Source organism: Thermogladius calderae 1633, from assembly GCF_000264495.1.
Lineage (GTDB): Archaea > Thermoproteota > Thermoprotei_A > Sulfolobales > Desulfurococcaceae > Thermogladius > Thermogladius calderae.
Genome location: NC_017954.1, coordinates 762,147 through 781,675, shown reverse-complemented (window position 1 = coordinate 781,675; position 19,529 = coordinate 762,147). Strand labels below are relative to the sequence as shown.

The window sequence follows — 19,529 nt, the reverse complement described above, 5'->3', positions numbered from 1 at the left end:
GCCGCCTAGAAGCCCTCAAGCGGTCTCTCGTTAGACCTGGCCGGCCGTCTTCATGTCCGTGTAGCCTTTGCTCTCGCACTTCAAGCACTCGACCCTCAGCTCGCCCTCGCTAGACTCGTCGATAATGATCTCGGGTGGCTCGCCGATCAGGTTGTGCTTCATCGCTAGCATGTCCTGGTAAGCGCCGGTGTCTAGGAAGGCGATGTAGTAGTCCTCCCCGCTCGAGGGCAGGTGTAGCGGTATGCCCCCCAGCTTAACCTTAACCCCGGGCACAGCCATTAGTCTACTGTCCATGCCTGTGAAGGCCTGCCTCTTGTCGTAGACCCTCGAGACGTAGGAGTAGTACTCCCTGTACTCCCCCATACTGTCGCACGTCAAGTCGCTCAGCGAGGCTAGTACGTGGGGCTTCTCGTTCAAGCGTGTGAGGGGCACCACCTGGAAGTACTGGTTGACTATCGTCTTGTCAGGTATATCGGCGAAAAGGCTGTAGGAGACGATGAACCTCTTACTCGGCGAGGTCACGATCTTGAACAGGGTCGGGTACTTGAGGACCTCGCTCAACTCCAAGGGGTTGTCGAGCACCATCCTCATCACTTTCGAAACAACGCTGTTGATCATCCTGGCTCTCGTGGTCTCAATGATATGCTTGGCCCGTATACCCCACTCCTCCTTACCCTCCATCTTAGCAAGCACCTCTCTGAACTCGACCAGGCTTCTCTCAAGCTCCTTCATGTCCTTCGCTCTCTCGATGAAGTCCAAGTCCAGGCTCTCCTCGTACTCCTCTGGGCCGTACTCCCTAGTCTCGAGCACCTTCGCAACTACGATCCTGTGGGCGCTGGTTATGATGCGCCCGTTCTCGAAGACGAGGTCTGGGTGTCTCTTGCTCTTCCTGAACGCGCTCAGTACCGCTTTGAAGTAGTCTCTCACCGTGTAGTTGGGGGACTCGTGAGACCCGTCTCTCAAATCCAAGTAAGGGTAGGCCAGACCTCCGCCCAGGTCTATGACGTTCAGGTTCTCGAAGCCCAACTCGCGTAAGTCCTCCAGTATGCTGACAGCCTCGTGCGCCAGCCTGGCAACCGCCTTTATGTCCGTTATCTGCGACCCCCCGTGTACGTGTATTGTGGTCAACGCCTTCTTCAAGAACGGGAAGTCCTTGACCATCATCATGAGGTGGTTTAGCGTCATCCCGAACTTCGACGCGAAGCCCATCGTGAAGCTCCACTTGCTACCTGTACGAGTCATAGGCTTCAGCCTGACACCGACCTCGATCGAGTCGAGGAACCTCCCAGCCAGCTCTGCCTCTCTCTCGCTCTCGATTGTGAGTATGACCCGCCAGCCCCTCTCAGCATGCTTCTTCAGAGCCTCGAGCTCCTCGCTGGTCTTGAAGCCGTCTACTACGAGGACGCCCGTCTCCTCGCTCAGGTACTTCTCGATGCTCTTCAACTCCTGGAGAGTCCCTACCTCGAAGCCCCAGTTGTAGCGGCGCCCGTGCCTCCAAATCGTCTCAACGACCACAGGGTTGGCGTCTACCTTCAGCGGGTAGACGGGTATGAGCCTCCCTCTGTACTGGGCCTCCTCTGAGGTCTCCAGGTAGGCCCTCACCACCTGGTCCATTGCCCAGCGGATCGCGGGGAGTACACGAACGTAGGCGTTTGACAACCCGAACTTCTTCATGAGGTCGAGTAGCCTGGCCCTGTAACCGTTGACTTTTACCACCAGAAAGCCCTCGTCGTCGACGTCGATGAATTCCTGTCTCATGTAGTTGTTCAATCCGTATAGCTCCCTAGCCAGCTCAACGCTCCACTCGCTATCTGACATCTCTCAGGGGTTCCCCTCCCAGCCGCCAAAACCCCACGTGCTTTACCAACCACTACGTATGTTAGACTAGTTTATAAAGATGACCCAATTGTAATACTGGGATATTACCGTGTCTACTAATTAATCAGTATGCTAGCCTGGATCACTATAGTGGTGCCTCGCTTTGGAGGAGCGTGTGAGAGCGTACGTGCTGAACGTCGAGAAGGCGATAAGCACTCTCAGCAGTATGAGCCTAGACGAGGAGTCCCGGGGGATAGTCGAGCTCGCGAGGGCGTACCTGAGCGACTCTAAGTACTACCTCGAGAAGGGTGACGTATTCACGAGCCTGGCTTGCATAGCGTATGCCGAGGGTCTCCTAGACGCACTGAAGAGGCTCGGCAAGGCCGAATTCGGGTGGGAGCCGTTGTCCAAGCTACTGGCGAGGCCCAAGGTACTCGTAGCAGGCGCCTTCGAGATACTGCACCCGGGTCATCTCCACTTACTGAAGAAGGCCTGGGAGCTGGGTAGAGTCCACGTAATAGTCGCGAGGGACAGTAGTATAAGAAGAATTAAGGGGAGAGAGCCGGTGGTACCCGAGCAACAGAGACTGGAGGTAGTCAGCGCGGTCAAGTACGTGGACACAGCCGTCCTCGGAGACGAGGAGGACTTCCTCAAGCCCGTCGAGCACATAAAACCCGACATCATACTACTAGGGCCCGACCAGTGGATAACACCAGAAGGGCTTAGCGACAAACTAGAGGGGAGGGGAATACGCGGGGTGAGAGTAATGAGGTTGCCCGAGCGGATAGGGGACGACCTCTATAGTACAAGCGGCATTATAAGGAGGGTCTGTAGCCAGATAGGTGGTGTTAAAAAACAAGAGCTGTGAAGAGGGTGGGCCGGCACAGACATAGCTCTTTGACCGGGCGGCCTCGGTGATGTGCTCTAGTCGGCCGTTAAGGCATCCGAGGTGAGATGTGGTTGTTCGAGACTTGAATTTTCCGAGAGGGCACTACCAGCAAGAAGTGGAGTGGCAGGCTTATAAGATGGCTGTGTATCCCTCATTAACATGACAAGCGTACACGCGGGTCGCCAAGACTCACCCATTTATGAGAGCAGGGGAATCGTCAGACTCCTACCGATATACCTATTGGTAATCTCTGTTTCGATATCTTCGGCGAGTATTCTCGTCATACTTTCTGGTCTTAGCGCAAGCTCGGCGGCTTTCTGGCGACTTTTTATCGCCACGGTATTTTTGTTGCTCTCGAGAAGGAAGTTTGTTAGACCCAGCGGTTTTAGAGCTCTCGTGGTCTCGGCGCTATCAGGTGTTTTCCTGGGGCTACACTTCGCCTTGTGGATGGAGAGCCTGTTCCTCGTACCTGTCTTCGAGAGCACGCTACTGGTCGACACTTACCCGCTTCTATTGCTCGTGATGGAGAGGCTAGCCCTTGGCGGCCAAGTCAGGGCTAGGGAGGTAGCCGGCCTCTTGTCCGGTGGGGTGTTCCTGTACCTCTTCTTGGGCGGCCCCGGTCTCAAACTGTCAGAGGGAGACGTCTACGCTATGATATCGAGCCTCTTCGTCGCCTCGTACTTCCTGCTCGGTAGGGTCGCGAGGTCTAGGTTCGGCCTCGGTACAGTGGAGTACGTGATACCCACGTACGCCACGGCCTCTCTCACCGCGCTCCTCTACAGCCTGGTAAGGGGCTCTTTCCAAGTACCTGATACTCCTCACAAAATCCTGTTCGCCCTACTCCTGGCCCTGGTGCCGATGATCGGCGGTCACACGCTCATGAACTACCTGCTCGGGTTCTTCAAGTCGAACATCGTAACGAGCATAGTCTTCACAGAGCCGATCGGGGCCTCGGTCCTCGCGTACTTAGTGCTGGGCCAGGTGTTAGAGCCGTACAAGGTCTTACTGGGGCTGGGCGTGATCGCGAGCATCGTGTTGGTGTGGGTGTGACGCCCTACTACTCCAGCTCCTCGACTCTCAGCCCGAGTAGCTCCCCGGCTAGTGACAGCTCATTGGACCAGTCTCCTAGTATCAGCGCGTAGTGGTTCCCAATGCTCTCCCTGACGATCCTCTCAGCCCCCTTCATCTCTACCAGCACTTGCGTCCTACACAAATTGCTCCGCCAAGACCACTGCTTTATCCTCCCCACGCCGACCCTGATGGTCTCGAGGTCGGGGGTAAGCCTGTACACGGTCACGTTTGCTCCGACTGGGTAGTCAACGCTGACCCCCACGCCGAGGCCTGACTCGAAGTGCGTCATCAGCCTAAAAGAGGAGACCAGTGGTGCTGTACAGTGGGCTATCAGCACCTCGTCTCTCCTCACGACCGCCGGGTTCCCCATGAAGACGGGCTGCCCGGTCACGAGTTCCCCTAGGGCCATGGACAGGAGTAGCGGGACGTCTCCTTCACAGGCCGCGGGGAATAGCCGGGTGTTGAATAGCGCCAGAGGCAGACAGGCCGTGACCCTCCTCAGCGTGATCAGGTCGAAGCACTTCACGGTTAACCCGCATAGCCTGTGCCGTTTAGCGAGGCTCTCGAGAGCACTGTAGAGGCGGAGGGCCTTCCTGACCTCACTACTGTCCACTAGCACCTCTCTCGCCTCTTTCAACACTGACTCTTCAGCTGGGGGTGGCGACTCGTCGAACTCCTTCAACAGCTCCTCCATGGGTATGTAGACGACCTCGGAGCCCAGCTTTTTCTTGACCACCTCGGGGTCGACGCGGCTGTAGACAAGCCAGTCGCTGACACCCCCGATAACGCCGAGCCTACACCCCCTCAGGGTGTGTACGCCGTCGACGACTCTCACGACTCTCTCGACGAGCCCTGCGGCGTCCACGGGGCTCCTGTACTCGCTGAGCCAGACCCTCCTTCCACGCCTCCTGAGGAGTGCCGCGGCTTCTAGCGTGGCTGGGAGGCTGTTGTAGGCGTCGTGGTACAATACATACGCTACCTGGCACGTCTCGCCGAGGGCCACGATGAGCTCTTCGGTGCCGCCCGTGGCCACGACCACGACACCCACGTCGCAGTCGGTCAGCCTACTAACATGCTCGGTCTCTGTTACCAGTCCGGCGAACAGGCTCCCGAGCCCCCTTGATGCAAGCTCCCGCTCCACGTCCTTCGACAAACCCATGCCAAACTCGAGCCCCAGCTTAGAGGAGGCGACGACAACTTTGACCACGAGGCACCTCCCCGGGTCTCAAGAGTCTCCTCTAAGCCCAAGAGATAAATACCTTACCACGCCTACACGACGCAGACTAGTCACGGCCATGGGTCCTACGGTGCCACAGCTACGTGGAGGAGCGGTTCTGACGTGAGGCGTATAATGTATTATCCTCATATTCGATTTCTGTTGACAGGTGACCCTGGTGAGCCTCTACCAGGTACTCGCCTCCCTAGTCTCGGGGCTGATAGTCGGATTCTCTTTGGGACTGATAGGGGGAGGAGGATCCATCCTAGCCGTCCCACTATTACTTTACTTCGTGGGGCTCGAGAACGCCCCCGACGCGGCGCACGTAGCGATAGGTACAACAGCTCTTGCTGTGGGTGTGAACGCCTACATCAACTCCTTCATGCAACTACGGAAGAAGAACGTGTCGCCTTGTATAGGCCTCGTGTTCGCCGGGGTGGGTTTGTTCGGCTCTCTGACGGGCGCCTACCTGGGGAGGATCACGCCGGGGAAAAGCCTGTTGACGTACTTCGCTATAGCGATGATCACGCTCGGTGTTTACATGGCCGCGAGGAGGGAAGCCCCGAGGGCTGGGACTATCCACGAGGTCGACAGGGTGGTCAAGGCGTTCGAGGAGTGCCGGAGGATAACGAAGGGTACAACCGTCAAGGTAGGGTTTTTCGGCTTCCTCGTAGGATTGCTCAGCGGATACTTCGGGATTGGGGGAGGGTTCCTAATAGTCCCAAGCCTGATGTTCTCGGCCGGTCTCTGCATAACCAGGGCCATCGGTACTAGCCTGATAAGCGTGGGCACGTTCGGCGTAGCCAGCGGGGTCGAGTACGCGTTAACCGGCCACGTTATACCCAGCATAGCCTTCCTTTACGTTCTAGGTGGTGTAGTCGGGGGCTACCTCGGGACAAACCTCTCGGTCAAGGCCCCTAGAGACAAGCTGAGGGTTCTATACGGTCTCATCACCGTGTCTGTGGGGTTTTACATGCTTGCCAAAGTACAAGGCCTGATATGATAAAAAACTCTCGTCTTTTACTAGGATAGCGCGGTGTTTACGGCCCTGCTTAACCGTATTCAACGGGCTTGTTGAGTAATGTACACTGACCTCAAGTAGTCTATAGGCACGTCTGGCTTGTACCAGACCCCGCTTCCCCTCCTGGCGAGTAGGGTTGCTCGCACCACGTTTAGACCTACGTTGTAGGCGTCTCTAACGGCTTGCTCGTCCTCGAGCGGGTCGACGCTGTGCGTGTAGGCTATAGCCCATGGGGGTATTAGTACTCCCATACTGTTCATAACGATCACCATGTAGGAGAGCGCTGTCATAACCCCGCTGTCAGCTCCCACTGCTATAAAGCCCGCCACCTTGCCGTCCAGGAGGCTTCTACCCACGTGGAATATCATGTTCTCCAGGCTCGTGAGGCGATCGATAAAGTTCTTTAACACTCCGCTCGGCGCGTACCAGTAGACTGGAGTAGCCAAGATGAACCCGTCCGAGTCGATGAGCTTCTTCGCCACATAGTTGAAGTCGTCGTTATATGCTGGGCAGGGGAAGTAGCACTTCTTTACATCCTCGCTCACGCAACCCATACAGGGGTTTATCCTGTACGAGTACAGCCGGACCTCCTCGACCTTCCCCCCTGCGTCCTCGACGCCCCTGGCAGCCACCCTGGCCAACTTGCTGGTTGCCCCGTTTTCGTGTGGGCTACCGTTTACAATAACAATCTTAACCATAAGGGCCACACCTCTATCTTGAGAGCCAAGAGAGCAGGTAACAGTGCTTGATTTAAGCCGGAAGAGCTCTTTTATATCTTTCCGAGAACCCTCCCGATCAGGTCCATCACCGACTTGATCATGTACTCCAGCTTGCCCTCCTCTATGGGCTCGAATATAACCTCGACCACGGGGTCTGTCCTCGAGAACCTGAGGTAGACCCAGCCAACCCCCTCATCGAATATCTTTAGCCCGTCTATCATCTCGATCTCCCTCATGTCTAAGGCCCTCGTCAGCTCCCTGGCAAACAAGCCTCGCTTCTCGAACGGGAGGTAGATCTCCTTGACCACCCTGTGTATCAGAGGGAGTCTCGAGACTGCCTCGTTGATGTCGAACCTGCTCGCGAACACCAGGAGCCTCATGGCCGTGAATATCGCGTCCGGGCCGTAGTGGAACTCCGGGTAGATTATAGAGCCCCTCTCGTCCGCCGCCAGAGCGTAGGAGGTGTTAATCTTCTCCGATAGACCCATGAGCCCCGTCTCGGCCAGCTCTACTCTACCGCCGAGCCTTTCCACGAACTCGACTATGGCCCTAGGCGTCGTCTCTGGGAGGAGTATCCTGCTCCCAGGCCTCTCGGCCAGGACCACCTGCGCCATTAATGCTACGAGCTTGTCGCCGGCGACCAAGCCGTGCCTGTCAGTGACCAGCGTCAGCTTGTCCCCGTCGCTATCGAAGATGAACCCTAGTCTGAACCCCGTGCCCTTCACTATAGCGATGCTGGAATCGACCAGCTCCGTGAAGGCCTGTCTCCTAATAGCCCTCGGCGTCCTCACATCTGTACAGTTCGAGTAGTACAGGGGGAGCTTCGTCTTGAAGAAGACGTCCGCTATAACCTTGGAGACCACGCCTCCGCCGCAGTCCACTAGGACTTTCGAGAGCTTACTACCATCAACCTCCTCTAGGTCGAGTAGAGTGGACGCCTCCTCCGCGTACAGCTTTTCGAGCCCGTTCTCCTCGACGAGGAAGCCGGCGTCTATCTCGGCAGACCTCCTCAACTGCTCGCGGAAGAAGACGTCCTCGATCTTCCTCGCCAGGTTCTTGGACAGGAACTTGCCCTCCCTGTCGAAGACCTTGACGCGGATCTTTGCGTACTCGCCTTGTAGAGTGTTCACGTAGACCCCGCCGCTCGTCTTCAGCCACTTCACGCCGAACGCAATGAAGGGGAGGGGCGTGTAACCGGCGTACCTCACCCCGACCCCGACAGACATGAACCCGGCTATCATGCTCTGTAAACCTACGTGGCTGGCCGGCGAGATGTCGCTGCCCGCTATCACGCTCTCGCCCTCCCTCATTATACTGCCGATAGCCGAGCCCAGCTTCACGAGGAACTCCGGCGTTATGTCGATATTCAGTATACCGGTCAAGCCCCAGGGCTCGAAGAGTACCCTACTCCACCTCACGCCCCACCTAATGTCGGAGGAGACAGTTGTGTACGGGTCGATGATCTTCATAGGCCAGATCTTGACCCTCGCTTTTAGGCTTGCCCCCCTACCTACGCGTGTCTCGTCGCCTATAACAACCCCCTCCGACACGACGACGTGGTCTCCGAGGGTGACCTTCTCGCCGATCACCGCCCCCTCTACAACGCTCGCGCTACCTATGTAGGCGTTGTCGAAAACGATCGAGTTCTCGACTCTACTGCCCTCCTCTACCACAACGTTGCTACCTATAACAGTATAGGGGCCCAACGTGGAGGATATGATCTTGGAGTTGTTACCGACCACCACAGGCGGTATGACCCTCTCGACGTCGACGTGCGCGTTCCTGCCGATGAAAACGCCCGGCCTGACTTCTCGCCCCTCTACCCCGCCCGGTAAAGCGAGCCTCCGGGACAAGAGGTCCGCGTGTGTGGCCCTGTACTGCTCTATGTCCCCTATGTCGCTCCAGTAGTAGTCGTCCACTCTCATGGCGAAGACCCTGAAGTTGTCTGCGAGGAGCCGGGGAATCACGTCGGAGGCGAAGTCTATGCTACGCTTGGACTCCAACTTCTTGAAAACGTGGGGTTCGATAACGTAGATACCCGTGTTTACGATGTCGCTGAAGACTTCGTTCGGCGACGGCTTTTCTTTAAACCTCAGCACCCTCCCCCTCTCGTCTAGCGCCACGATACCGAACCTCGTGACATCCGTCTCCCTCCTGACGGCCATGGTCAAGTCAGCACGGTTATCGAAGTGGAACTCGACCAGCCTCTTCAAGTCGATGTTCGTGACGACGTCGCCGCTGATCACTAGTATAGTGTCGTCCCAGCCCTCTGCCTCGACGAGGTTCTTGACACCCCCTGCCGTCCCCAGCGGCTTCTCCTCTACAGCGTAGTGAAGCCTAACCCCTAGGTCTGCCCCGTCGTTGAGGTGGGACATTATTACGTTGGGTAGATAGTGAAGGGTGATGCCTATGTCGCTGATGCCCGTGTTCTCCTTCAAGTGCTTGATCAGCCTTACAATAATCGGCGTGTTTGCCAGAGGGATCATCGGCTTAGGCCTTGTCACTGTCAGGGGTCTGAGGCGAGAGCCCTCTCCTCCAGCCATTATAACTGCCTTGACCAAACAGGTTGCACCTCAGCAACGCCAACCGTCTTCATGGCAAAAAGCTCTGACACGGGTTCGCTCATCACGTGCAGGGCCCAGATAGGATTATTTGCTCCACGGTATAAAAGCGTGACAACACAGTTAATAAGAGCCGTTTCCAATCCTAGGAGTTGGGTGTTTCGAACAGTGCTAAAGAGCATAGACTGGGGCGAAGTGAAGAGGAAGAGGGAGGAGTTCTGGAACAGCAGCCCGGCGTACAGGGCTATCTACGAGAGAATGGTCAAGCAGGGCTACCACTTCATAGGCACTATAGGAGTTGTTAAGAGGTGCCACTGGAGCAAAGAGGCCGTCCTGAGGAACAGGTTCTGCTACAAGTGCCTCTGGTACGGTATCGAGAGCCACAGGTGTATCCAGATGTCCCCTGTTGCCGCGTGGTGCTGGAACAGGTGCCTCCACTGCTGGAGGATACAGCCCGAGGACATAGGCCTCCACTGGGACGAGACGAGAGTCCCAGTGGTCGACGACCCGGAGGTCCTCGTAGAGGAGAGCATCAAGGTACACAGAGAGATAATGGCGGGCTTCAAGGGCAACCCCAAGGCAGACCAGAAGAGGGTGGAGGAGGCCATGAACCCGAAGCACGCCGCCATAAGTTTGACGGGGGAACCCCTCCTTTACCCACGGCTGGGCGAGCTCATTAAGGAGTACCACAAGCGGGGGATAACAACCTTCCTCGTCACCCACGGTACGAGACCCGACGTGCTAGCAAACCTAGAGGAGGAGCCGACCCAGCTCTACATCAGTATCGAGTCGTGGGACAAGAAGTCCTACGAGGAGTTCAACAGGCCGCTCGTCCCGAGAGCCTGGGAGCTATTCCAGGAGACGCTCGAGATAGTGAGGAGCTTCAGATCTCCCACAGTGTTCAGGTTCACGATAGTCAAAGGGTATAACGACCACGAGGAGGCTCTGAGGAGCTTCGCTAAGATGGTTGAGAGAGGCAACCCGACCTACATCGAGGTCAAGGCCTACATGTTCCTCGGTGGTAGCAGGGGTAGGCTAACTCTCGCGAACATGCCCGAACACGAGGACATAAGGAGGGTCGCCCAGAGGCTGAGCGAGCTGACGGGGTACAAGGTACTCAGCGAGAGCATACCGAGCAGGATTGTGCTGTTGAGCAGAATCGACAAGCCTATTAGGCACGGGAAGGGCTGCCCCGACGGAGTAGAGCACCCCGAGAAGTGGTGCCCAGTACTAACTAAGGAGTACGAGGAGAGAGAGGACTAAAAATCACATACTGAGTAGAATGATAGCAGCGAACATCAGCGCCGCCGCAACGGCTTTCTTCAAGGTCAACGACTCTCTCAGCAGAATAACGGACATCGCGACGACGAAGAGGAGACTCGACTTGTCTACAACGACGACCGGGGTAGTAGGCCCTTTCTGGAGCGCCATGAAGTAGAGAAGCCAGGAGAGCGCGCCGGCTACACCGCTCAACACGATGAAGACTACGTCTCTAGAGGTCAGGGTCCTCAGTAGCCCTGGGCCCTGGACCACCAACATGAACCCCACTGTGAACAACATCATGACAACAGACCTCACGGCAGTCGCCGTTATAGAGTCTACACCAGACAGCCCTACTTTCGCCAAGATCGTCGCGAGCGCGGCCATGAAAGCATCTAGGAGTGCGTAGACAAGCCAATCCTCCATTTAGGGCACCGTTGACAAAGCCCAGTATGTGTGTATTGACTATAAAAGGCTTGGGTGTTCAGAACAAGTCCTCGTCCTGGACGTAGTCCTTCCCCGTCTTGAGCGCAATCCATGCCTTCTGTAGTTCGCTACCCAAGTAGACAGCGTGGTCTAGTAACTCTATTAGACCCCTCCTGGCTATCTCCCTACCAATAGACACCGGTTCACTACCGCAGAAGACGTGATCGGGCCTGCTCTCACCTGTCTTGTAGTGCTCTACAACGATACAGCCGAGCCCCCTGTCCACCCAGACCTTGAAAAAGCCCCGGGGGTCGAGCCTCACGGGCTCTAGTAACTCAACCCTCACGGCGTCTTCGGGAAGAGTGCCCTTCACCTCCCGGCTCCTCTTGCTCTTCAAGTAGAGGAGGTTCACGCTGTAATCCTTGGGGGGCTTCCCCTCGTAGCGTGCCATGGACGCGAGCCTGGCCGCCTTGACGAGCTCGCCTACGCAACCCCTCGTCTTGGTACTCCCCTCGGTTGTGAGCAGTAGCTCCACCCCTAGCTCCACTGCTATCGAGGCGAGGATCGCGTTGACCCCGTGGCAGTCGGCGTCGATGAACTCTGTTACGTTGCCCACCCCCATCATTAGAGGGGTGTCTGGGAACCTCTCTCTGAAGTCGATGTACGATTTAATGCTTTCCAACAACCCCATGAGGGGTGGGTGAAGGACGGGGTCCGCGATTACTTTAGCGAAGCCTTCTCTTCTCAGCTCGCTCACTAGCCCTCCGAGCCCTTCGATGGGTGTCTGCCCGCCCGGTTTCAAAGCTGCTGGCGTGACCACGATTGCCGTGTCACAAGGTACGAGCAACTTTACCAGCCTTAGAACCTCCTCGTTGGACACGAAAACGAGGTCGACGCCTTCCTTAAGCGCCACTTCCACCTCGCTGGGGTGGTACGCGTCTACCCCTACTGGGACGCCTAGCCCACCCCGGAGCCTTCTTAGGATGGACCCGATTTTTTCCGGCCTATCCTCTCCCGCTTCTCCACCGACGACTACCACGTCAGCGCCGCTCTCGACGAATCTCTTAGCTGTGGCAACGGCTTCCTCCTCGCTTAGCTCCACAGCGTTGCTGACCTCGGCTACCACGAGTGGCCTTACACGCGACACCGGTTTTGCGGTAGGGCCAGACCCTATGGTGAAAACACGGCTCTCCCACGAGCTCTCCTCGACTCTCCTAACCAAGTCCCTTTCGCGTAGAGACCTATACCCCTCAAGTAGCGTGTCTGCGGGGTCTACGGGTGAGAACCTCACGCCTTCCCTGAGGGCCTTAATAAACAGCGGTATGTCCTGGAGGAACCGAGGCCCCTTGACTATGCTCACACCGAGCTCGCGGGCAACCTGGGATAGGTCGCCTCGTGTGAAGCCGGGGACTACAACTAGGTCGAAGCCCCGGAGGAGGTCTCTGCGGGACTCGAGTACCCGCTTTACATAGGACGCTGTCATGAAGGCTGCCACGTCTATATCGGCCACTAAGACGTCGTACTCGCTGGGGTTCAAGCCACTTTCGTGGAGCACCCTCTTTAGCATCTCACTAGCCAGCCTACCCGTCACAAAAAGCGTCTTCAAGCGTAGACACCTCTCTCCCTGAGAACGTCGAGAACGCGGTTTGGGTTCTCGAGGACTCTCACACCCGGTATCTCGGTTAACCTGTTTATGATACCCACGTAGTAGGGGTGGGGATTGACCCTTATCTCGACGTTCAACTTTATAGCACCGTACGGGCACGCTTCAACGCACAAACCGCATAGGACGCACTTCAACAAGTCTACCCGTACTTTGAACACTTGGTCTCTACTCATTGCCCCTGTGGGGCAGGCCGTGCTTGCGACGCAACTACTGCAGGACTCGCACACGTCTCGGTCTACTAGTAGTGGTATCCTCGAGGTCGTCTCAACCAGGTCAGAGGGGACCACGAGAACAGGCGTACCCGTCTTTATCGCGTGGCTTACGAGGTTCGACACCAGCGAGTCCGCTATCCCGTGGACTATCTTAGCCACCGTGTTGGTCGTAGCCGGGGAAACTACCACGAAGCTGTACACACCCTTGTACAACCTACCGGTCTTCGGGAAGCTGTGACCCTCGTCCCTCTCGTACACTACCTCGTTCGGGTACTCGCCACGCACGAGCTCCTCTAGCAACCTGATCATACCGTACATCTTCAAGACCTCTTCGCCTGCCCTCGAGACGAACACGGTAACCGGGACGTTCCTACTCCTGAGGGCCCGTATGGCTTGTAGCGACTCGTTGATGAAGACCCCGGACCCGGTTATAGCCCACGCTACGCCCTTCAACTCACACCTCCTCGATGTCCTCGATGTAGGCGAGGTTGAAGTCGAGCTCTTCAACACGCCTAAGCCTGGCCCTTACCACGAACCTACCGTACCTCACCTCTACTAGGACGTCGAGGTCGCTTGTCTTAAGGGTGCTATAGTCGTAGGGGTCTTCGGGCTTGTGGTCGAACCTCCTCTTTATCGCGACTTTCGCCCTTGTCCTGTACGGCTGCGACAAGATCGACCTCTCGATCAGCCTTTCCAGCATCTCTGCGTCCTCGTTGCTCCTCAGTGGTATACCCGTAAACTGGTGGACCACCATGCCCAGTGCAAGGCCTGCTTCGAACACCGCACGGTCTCTCTCCGTCGCCTTGGTGGTGAAGTACTTGGCTGCCCGGTCAGTCATAGAACCGACCACTGAGTTTAATTACCTAGGCTCAACGTATAATCACATGTATGGTGTAGCATATTGATAAAAGTGGTTTACCCGGAGGCCAGGTACTTCAAGGAGATTGTAGACGCTTTGAGTAAGATAGTCGATGAAGTGGCTTTCCAGTTTCAACAAGATAAGCTCAGGATCACGGCAATGGACATAAGCAATATCGCGCTGATAGACATAGAGTTGCCCGCGGAAGCATTCAGCGAGTACAACGTAGAGGCCCCACTCAACATTGGAGTCTCGGTGTCCAACCTGGACAAGCTGTTCAAAAAGGCGAAGAAAGGGGACAGGCTCAACATCGAAGGCGACGAGGAGTACGTCGAGCTGACGCTAGTCTCTGCGACGAAGAGGCTCTACAAGTTCAGGAACCTCGACGTTAAGCCGCCCGAGATATCTCTCGCGAACCTGGAGTTTAAAGTGGACGCCAGGCTTATAGCGGGCGGCCTCAAGGAGGCAGTTAAAGACGTGGAAAGCGTCTCGGAGAAGATAGAGTTCGAGGCAACCGAGGAGGAGCTAATAGTGAGGGGGAAGGGCACCGGGACCGTCGAGGCCAAGTACCAAGTCGGGTCACCTGCTCTCGTGTCCCTCGAGGTAAAGGAGAGGAGCAAGGCTAGCTACCAAGTCTCCTACGTCTCCTCGGTGATCGGGCTCAGCAAAATATCCGACACAATAGCCGTCAGGTTCAGTACCGACTCCCCACTCCAGCTAGAGTTCTCACTTGGGGTAGGGAAGATAGTGTACCTACTAGCCCCCGCACTGTAGATGGACCGGCATGACGAGCAGGGTTCTAGAGGAGACGCTCAGGCTCGTCGAGGGGATTGGGAGAGAGCTGAGAAGGCTTGGAGTGAACTACGTCGTCCTAGACGACTTAGCCACCGGACTCTACGGGCTTGTCCAACCCCTACAAGAGGCGAGGGTGCTCGTCGACGCGGGTAGAGAAGACGACGTTATTCAAGCCGTGACTTCTGCGACACAGATGGGTTATATACAAGCAAAGCTGAGGACGTCGTTGAGAGAAAAGGGTGTTGCCGCTGTAAACCTTGTCACACTCCCTCTCTTAGTGATCGAGACGGCCGTGACTGGGCTTGACGTCGAACTACTTAGAGAGTCTTTCGCGTATAACCTGCTCGGGTTCGAGGTCAGGCTTCCCCCACTAGAGGGGTTGATCGCGAAGTTGGTCGCGAGAGGTCAGTACCCCTACACTGCGAAGGGGTTAGCGCTCATGATGGCGTGGGCGGACAGCCTGTCCAGAGACCGCCTCAAGAAGTCTCTTGAGAAGAGTGGAGCCGACCCAGCAGTCTTGAAAGCGCTGCTAGCAGAGGCGTGGAAGCTGGCCTCTGGCTTAACCCCTCTACGGCTCAAGGAGAGTGCTGTCCACGATTTGCTCGAAAACTTATAATGGCTATTTACTAGAATCCTGTTAACTAGGCTGTGTTTTCATCAGCCCCGCGAGGGAAAACTGTATGGGTGAGTTGTTCAAGAGCTTGAAACCCCAGACGCCGGGCCAGGAGGAGATGCAGATAGCGCTGTCCAACAAGAAGTACGAGATCGTAGGGCTCTTCGGACCGACAGGGTCTGGTAAAAGCCTCTTCAGCCTGCTCTACGGTGTAGACGCCGTGCTTAGCGGGGAGTACAGGAGGTTCGTTATCTCGAGGCCCGTAGTCGACGTAACGACTGGACGGGAGCTCTCGATGGTCGAGCTTGGAGAGATGTACTACGATGTCGCCTCGAACTACATGGGCGACGTCTTGTCGGGCTATATCGAAGTAGAGAAGATAAAGGAGCTGATCAAGCAGGGCAGGATCGTCATAGCCGACACCCACTACTTGAGGGGTAGGACGTTCGACGACTCGATCATATTCCTAGACGACGTCCACAGCGTGTCAGTCGAGAGCGCTGTGGAGCTGATAACTAGGATAGGCAGGAACAGTCGTCTCATCGTGGCCGGAGACCCGGTCTTCCAGAGAGAGCACGGTAGTAAAGATAGCGCGTCGCTACTGAGAGAGGTGCTCCTGGGCGAAGAGTCGGCGAGAGTAGTCGACCTCGGGCTCAAAGACATAGTCAGGCCCGGCGCGCGCAGAGGGGTGAAGCTGATACTAGAGACCAAGCTGAGGACGAGGAAGCTGAAGGACAGCGAGAAGATGATCATCGACGCCACAAAGATCAGGGCCCCCGACGCCGAGGTGATCACCGCTGTCGAGTTCATCGACGAGAAGAAGTCTGTTGGGCTAAAGACGGAGACCCTGCCCGACGCACTCATAGTAGTCAAAGAAGGCTACATCGGGAGGTTGATAGGGAAGGGTGGTGAGAGGATAACCGCTGTCGAGAGCGATACAGGCCTTAAACTCCGCGCCGTGGAGCTGACTCTGGACCTGAAGCCGCTGGTGAGGTCGATACACCCCATTGGCTGGATCCACAAGCACATCATCGACGCCGACTTCGCGGGCCCAGACCTCCTAGTCAAGGTGAGCTCGGACGCCTACCCTGCCTTCGTGGGACAGAAGGGAAGCCACGTCAGGTTCATCGACGCGGTTATGAGGAGGCTAATGGGGGTCGGGGTCAGAGTCATAGAGGTCGAGGCCCCTAAAGAGAGGCGTGGAGAGGAGAGGAAGAGCGGTAAGTAGATTATCTCAGGCTATTTTTCCGTTGATCAGCCTTATCGTCTTCTTCGCCGAGTTCAACAACCCCTCGTACAGGAAGTGTGTCGAGACGAGGACGGCCTTCGTATTAGAGAGCTCCCTCAGCACCGATAGGAGCCTGGACACGTTGGACGAGTCTAGACTATTGAACGGCTCGTCCAGCGCGTAGACCTCCGCCTTAACAGACAGGGCTCTTATCAACGAGCATATCTTTGCCTGCCCCGCGCTCAGCTCCCACGACTTCCTTTCAAGTAACTTCTCCACTCTGAAGAGCTCGACCAGGCGCTTCATGAAGTCCTCGTCGACTCTACCCGACAGCCTGCCCCCCATCGTCAGGTTGTACCTGAAGGTCCCTCGTAGCAGAATAGGCTTGTCGTGGGAGTAGACAAACCTGCTCTTTAACTCGGCGAACTCCTTCTTACTGGTGTTCCAGGCGTCCACGCCGTCGACGGTTACGCGCCCTCGGCTGGGTCTCAGGTTGAGCGAGACTATCTTCAGCAAAGTGGTCTTCCCCGACCCGTTGGGCCCCACGACGAGGTACATCCCCGGGCCATCGATAGACAGGTCGATCTCCTCGAGAGCGTACTCCTTACCGTTGTACGTGTGGCTCACGCCTTCTAGAACGACCTCCAAAGCTTCTCACCCACAGCCTTCAACGCTAATGTTATCAGGGCGGTGATCGAGATCAGGACCAGCCCGACGCTGATGGCGTCCTCGTAGTTTCCTATAGACGTCTCGAGGGCTATAGCCGTCGTCAGCACGTTCGTGTACCCCTGAATCCCGCCACCCGCAATGAGGGCTACCCCTAGCTCTCCAATGGCCCTCGAGAACCCCACCAGATACGACGTGAAGAGGTCGGGTATGACCTCCCTCGCCACCAACCCGAGGAGGTCTCCACCTGTTAGACCCAGCGATGCTGCCAGTTCTCCTACCACGCTAAGGCTCCTCTTGACAGACCTGTACAGGACGACCGTCGAGACCGGTAGGGCCACGAGGCTCTCGCCTATCACGATAGCCCAAGGCGTGTAGAGCAACTTCAATGGGGCGAGAGGGCCTTTAGGGTAGAGTAGCATATAGGTCAGAAGGCCTATGACAGTCGTAGGGACGCCAACTAGCGACTCGATAAAGCCTGCGACGACGTTGCCCACGCTCTCCCGGGTGCGGGCCAGGGAAAACGACAAAGCCAGGGCTCCCATGAAGGACACGAGTGAAGCCAGCCCGGATATCCACAGGCTTCTCAGCGTGATGTCGAGGAGGCTCTCCAAGGCTCAACACCAGGGTGGAAAAATGCTTCTCGTGGGATATAGGCGTGGCCGCGTCAGGCAAGCTTACTTAGCTCGAGCCAGGCGGACTCAATAGTTGTCAGGTTCTGGAGGGCTGGGCTGAAGAGGTCCTTATACTTTGAGGCTATTAACTGCTGCCCTCTCGTGTTCAAGTACTCGGCGAGTAGGAGTGCCAGGTTACTCACGTCCTTGCTCCTGCAGCTCTGGCTGGACGAGACGTAGAAGCTGTAGACGTTGATAAGTAGCTTGGGGTCTCTAAGGAGCACGACCAGGTTGCTGATCTTGCCCTGTGATACGAGGCTCTGGAGCGTCCCGACGTCGGTTAGGGTATACGCCCCAGTGTTGTCGGCCATTAGAAGCGTCTGAGCCATGCCCTGCCCCGAGACCAGGTACCAGGTCTTCTTGCTGGGGTCTAGCCCAGCGAGCTTCCAGAGCTGTAACTCCCTCACGTGAGTCCCCGAGTTGTCGCCCCTACTCACGAACTTGGCTAAGCCCTTCTCACCCGCATCGTAGATCTTCTTGAAGGCGTCGACAGCCGATGTGGCGTTGGAGACCCCCGCTGGGTCGTCCCTGGGGCCCACTATCACGAACTCGTTGTAAGCGAAGATGCTCAACCTGACGATGCTACCGTTGAGAATGTACTTCAGCTCGAGTGAGGGGGCGTGAGTGAAGCCCAGACAAGCCGAGCCGTCGCTCAACAGTCTTAGCGCCTCGCCACTCCCCTTGGCGAGGACGCTGAACTCGGCGCTCAACCCAGTCGTGTTCTTGAAGTCTGCCAGCAGGTCGTCTAGCAGGTGGGTCTGGTATAAGCTTGTCGTCGTCGACACCGTAATTCTAATAGTCTGTGCTTGCGCCCCGGTCGGCTTACTCGTGAAGTTGAACAAGTAGCCGCCCGCGAAGCCGGCTAGGAAGGTGGCGAGGAGTGCGACCGCGATTACAGTCTTGCTCACAGTGAACACCCCGCTTTATACTTCGCATTTGCATTCAATTAAAAACTTTTCACTTCGACGTCGAGTACGACCTGGTAAACTCGCGGCCCGACCATCCTGACGACCCTCTTGTTCGCGACGTTAAACCATTGTACGCCTATCTCACCAAGCCTCCGGCTTAGGAGGGAGGCGGCCTTCTCGAAGTGGTCCTCGCCCTTAGCCGCCTTAACGTGGAGGTATACGTGTACGACTCCTCTGCCGTCACGTAAGGCCATGATGGCGTAGGGGAGGTGGTCTAAGGCGATGTCCGGGTAGGGCATTAAGACCCTGTCGCTTGAGCCGGCGAGCCTCTCTTGGATCACCCTTACGGCGTCCCCTAGAATAGGCTCTACCACTCCTTCGACCTTGTTTAGCCTGACATTCTCCACCATGTACTTGTACGCGTCCGGGTTGATATCGACGCTGTAGACTTTGGACGGTCTACTATGCTTTGCGATTATGATGCTGAACAAGCCGGCACCCGCGTACATGTTTAGAACTACTTCACCCGGGCGGACGAGGCCAGCGACTCTCTTGTGCTCGTAGCCTAGGACAGGGGACACGTACACCTTCGTGATGTCCACTTTGAAGAGGCAGCCGTGCTCCTTGTAAACAGTCTCGCTCCTCGGCTCGCCGGCCAGGTGAACGTACTTCCGGAGCCTGTACTCCCCTTGGACACCAGGGTGGCCGCCCCACACGCTCTTGACGTACTTGAACTCCTCCAAGATCCTCTCGGCGAGCTGCTTGAGCGCGTCAGCCTCTATACCGGGCGGTATCCTGATCAGAGCTATGTCACCGACGAACTCGATCCGCCCCCACAGCTTGCTCGCCAACTCCTCGCCCAGTGTCTCGCTAGCCAGCTTCCTCAGTATCTTACCCCTGGACAATGTTACCCCCACGATTACGCTG

General features: G+C 56.7%; 19 protein-coding genes. 7 read left to right on the top strand and 12 right to left on the bottom strand.

From position 1 onward, the window contains the following. Positions 1-30: 30 nt before the first annotated feature. Positions 31-1,818, bottom strand: coding sequence for a type III PLP-dependent enzyme domain-containing protein (locus TCELL_RS04420; protein ID WP_014737522.1), 1,788 nt, complete (start codon positions 1,816-1,818; stop codon positions 31-33). Positions 1,819-1,981: 163 nt separating this feature from the next. On the opposite strand from TCELL_RS04420, the gene TCELL_RS04415 reads away from it, so the two are divergent. Beyond that, positions 1,982-2,686: a DUF357 domain-containing protein gene (locus TCELL_RS04415; protein WP_014737521.1), complete on the top strand. Its 705-nt coding sequence runs from the start codon at positions 1,982-1,984 to the stop codon at positions 2,684-2,686. 180 nt (positions 2,687-2,866) lie between these two features. Then, the gene (locus TCELL_RS04410; RefSeq protein WP_048163124.1) at positions 2,867-3,757 is read left to right on the top strand and encodes a DMT family transporter; all 891 of its coding nucleotides are present in this window, start codon (positions 2,867-2,869) and stop codon (positions 3,755-3,757) included. A gap of 7 nt (positions 3,758-3,764) precedes the next feature. Here TCELL_RS04410 and TCELL_RS04405 read toward each other — a convergent pair whose 3' ends face one another. Beyond that, positions 3,765-4,985: an L-fucose isomerase-like protein gene (locus TCELL_RS04405; protein ID WP_014737519.1), complete on the bottom strand. Its 1,221-nt coding sequence runs from the start codon at positions 4,983-4,985 to the stop codon at positions 3,765-3,767. A gap of 178 nt (positions 4,986-5,163) precedes the next feature. Between TCELL_RS04405 and TCELL_RS04400 the strand changes: the two genes are divergently transcribed. Next, positions 5,164-5,997 (top strand): sulfite exporter TauE/SafE family protein, encoded by an 834-nt coding sequence (locus TCELL_RS04400; RefSeq protein ID WP_014737518.1) that lies wholly within the window; start codon positions 5,164-5,166, stop codon positions 5,995-5,997. A 59-nt stretch (positions 5,998-6,056) separates the two neighbouring features. Here TCELL_RS04400 and TCELL_RS04395 read toward each other — a convergent pair whose 3' ends face one another. Both TCELL_RS04395 and TCELL_RS04390 read right to left on the bottom strand, forming a co-directional pair. Further along, the gene (locus TCELL_RS04395) at positions 6,057-6,713 is read right to left on the bottom strand and encodes a flavodoxin family protein (protein ID WP_014737517.1); all 657 of its coding nucleotides are present in this window, start codon (positions 6,711-6,713) and stop codon (positions 6,057-6,059) included. A 71-nt stretch (positions 6,714-6,784) separates the two neighbouring features. After that, positions 6,785-9,295: a sugar phosphate nucleotidyltransferase gene (locus TCELL_RS04390; RefSeq protein WP_014737516.1), complete on the bottom strand. Its 2,511-nt coding sequence runs from the start codon at positions 9,293-9,295 to the stop codon at positions 6,785-6,787. Positions 9,296-9,463: 168 nt separating this feature from the next. Between TCELL_RS04390 and twy1 the strand changes: the two genes are divergently transcribed. Next, entirely contained in the window at positions 9,464-10,558 is a 1,095-nt protein-coding gene (gene twy1 / locus TCELL_RS04385) for a 4-demethylwyosine synthase TYW1 (RefSeq protein WP_014737515.1), read from the top strand. Positions 10,559-10,561: 3 nt separating this feature from the next. Here twy1 and TCELL_RS04380 read toward each other — a convergent pair whose 3' ends face one another. Genes TCELL_RS04380 through TCELL_RS04365 form a run of 4 tightly spaced genes read right to left on the bottom strand, consistent with a single transcriptional unit; the run spans position 10,562 to position 13,697 of the window. Further along, a complete protein-coding gene (locus TCELL_RS04380; protein WP_014737514.1) occupies positions 10,562-10,981 on the bottom strand; it encodes an EamA family transporter in 420 nt (139 codons plus the stop codon). Positions 10,982-11,039: 58 nt separating this feature from the next. Then, positions 11,040-12,587, bottom strand: coding sequence for a dihydropteroate synthase-like protein (locus tag TCELL_RS04375; RefSeq protein ID WP_014737513.1), 1,548 nt, complete (start codon positions 12,585-12,587; stop codon positions 11,040-11,042). Continuing rightward, on the bottom strand, positions 12,584-13,312 hold the full coding sequence (locus TCELL_RS04370) for a flavoprotein (RefSeq protein WP_014737512.1): 729 nt from the start codon (positions 13,310-13,312) through the stop codon (positions 12,584-12,586). The genes TCELL_RS04375 and TCELL_RS04370 overlap by 4 nt, the downstream gene beginning before the upstream one ends. A gap of 1 nt (position 13,313) precedes the next feature. Continuing rightward, positions 13,314-13,697, bottom strand: a complete 384-nt coding sequence (locus tag TCELL_RS04365; RefSeq protein WP_014737511.1) for a dihydroneopterin aldolase family protein — start codon at positions 13,695-13,697, stop codon at positions 13,314-13,316. A 72-nt stretch (positions 13,698-13,769) separates the two neighbouring features. On the opposite strand from TCELL_RS04365, the gene pcn reads away from it, so the two are divergent. The 3 genes from pcn (at position 13,770) to TCELL_RS04350 (ending at position 16,354) form a co-directional block, all read left to right on the top strand. Beyond that, a complete protein-coding gene (gene pcn, locus TCELL_RS04360; protein ID WP_238529055.1) occupies positions 13,770-14,492 on the top strand; it encodes a proliferating cell nuclear antigen (pcna) in 723 nt (240 codons plus the stop codon). 10 nt (positions 14,493-14,502) lie between these two features. After that, positions 14,503-15,129, top strand: a complete 627-nt coding sequence (locus tag TCELL_RS04355; protein ID WP_014737509.1) for a hypothetical protein — start codon at positions 14,503-14,505, stop codon at positions 15,127-15,129. A 64-nt stretch (positions 15,130-15,193) separates the two neighbouring features. Next, positions 15,194-16,354: a PhoH family protein gene (locus TCELL_RS04350; protein WP_014737508.1), complete on the top strand. Its 1,161-nt coding sequence runs from the start codon at positions 15,194-15,196 to the stop codon at positions 16,352-16,354. A gap of 6 nt (positions 16,355-16,360) precedes the next feature. On the opposite strand, the gene TCELL_RS04345 is transcribed toward TCELL_RS04350, so the two are convergent. The 4 genes from TCELL_RS04345 to TCELL_RS04330 are packed head-to-tail and all read right to left on the bottom strand — an operon-like array spanning position 16,361 to position 19,507. Then, complete coding sequence (locus tag TCELL_RS04345; RefSeq protein ID WP_014737507.1) at positions 16,361-17,002, bottom strand: ATP-binding cassette domain-containing protein; 642 nt, start codon at positions 17,000-17,002, stop codon at positions 16,361-16,363. Further along, positions 16,987-17,634: an ABC transporter permease gene (locus TCELL_RS04340; protein ID WP_014737506.1), complete on the bottom strand. Its 648-nt coding sequence runs from the start codon at positions 17,632-17,634 to the stop codon at positions 16,987-16,989. Before TCELL_RS04340 ends, TCELL_RS04345 begins: the two co-directional genes overlap by 16 nt. A gap of 53 nt (positions 17,635-17,687) precedes the next feature. Then, positions 17,688-18,602, bottom strand: a complete 915-nt coding sequence (locus TCELL_RS04335; RefSeq protein ID WP_048163119.1) for an ABC transporter substrate-binding protein — start codon at positions 18,600-18,602, stop codon at positions 17,688-17,690. A gap of 38 nt (positions 18,603-18,640) precedes the next feature. Next, positions 18,641-19,507 (bottom strand): class I SAM-dependent methyltransferase, encoded by an 867-nt coding sequence (locus TCELL_RS04330; protein WP_048163116.1) that lies wholly within the window; start codon positions 19,505-19,507, stop codon positions 18,641-18,643. Between the last annotated feature and the right edge of the window lie 22 nt (positions 19,508-19,529).

Coding starts and splice junctions, on each gene's coding strand:
- TCELL_RS04420 (WP_014737522.1), bottom strand. CDS start 1,818: ATGTCAGATAGCGAGTGGAGCGTTGAGCTGGCTAGGGAGCTATACGGA.
- TCELL_RS04410 (WP_048163124.1), top strand. CDS start 2,867: ATGACAAGCGTACACGCGGGTCGCCAAGACTCACCCATTTATGAGAGC.
- TCELL_RS04395 (WP_014737517.1), bottom strand. CDS start 6,713: ATGGTTAAGATTGTTATTGTAAACGGTAGCCCACACGAAAACGGGGCA.
- TCELL_RS04380 (WP_014737514.1), bottom strand. CDS start 10,981: ATGGAGGATTGGCTTGTCTACGCACTCCTAGATGCTTTCATGGCCGCG.
- TCELL_RS04365 (WP_014737511.1), bottom strand. CDS start 13,697: ATGACTGACCGGGCAGCCAAGTACTTCACCACCAAGGCGACGGAGAGA.
- TCELL_RS04355 (WP_014737509.1), top strand. CDS start 14,503: ATGACGAGCAGGGTTCTAGAGGAGACGCTCAGGCTCGTCGAGGGGATT.
- TCELL_RS04350 (WP_014737508.1), top strand. CDS start 15,194: ATGGGTGAGTTGTTCAAGAGCTTGAAACCCCAGACGCCGGGCCAGGAG.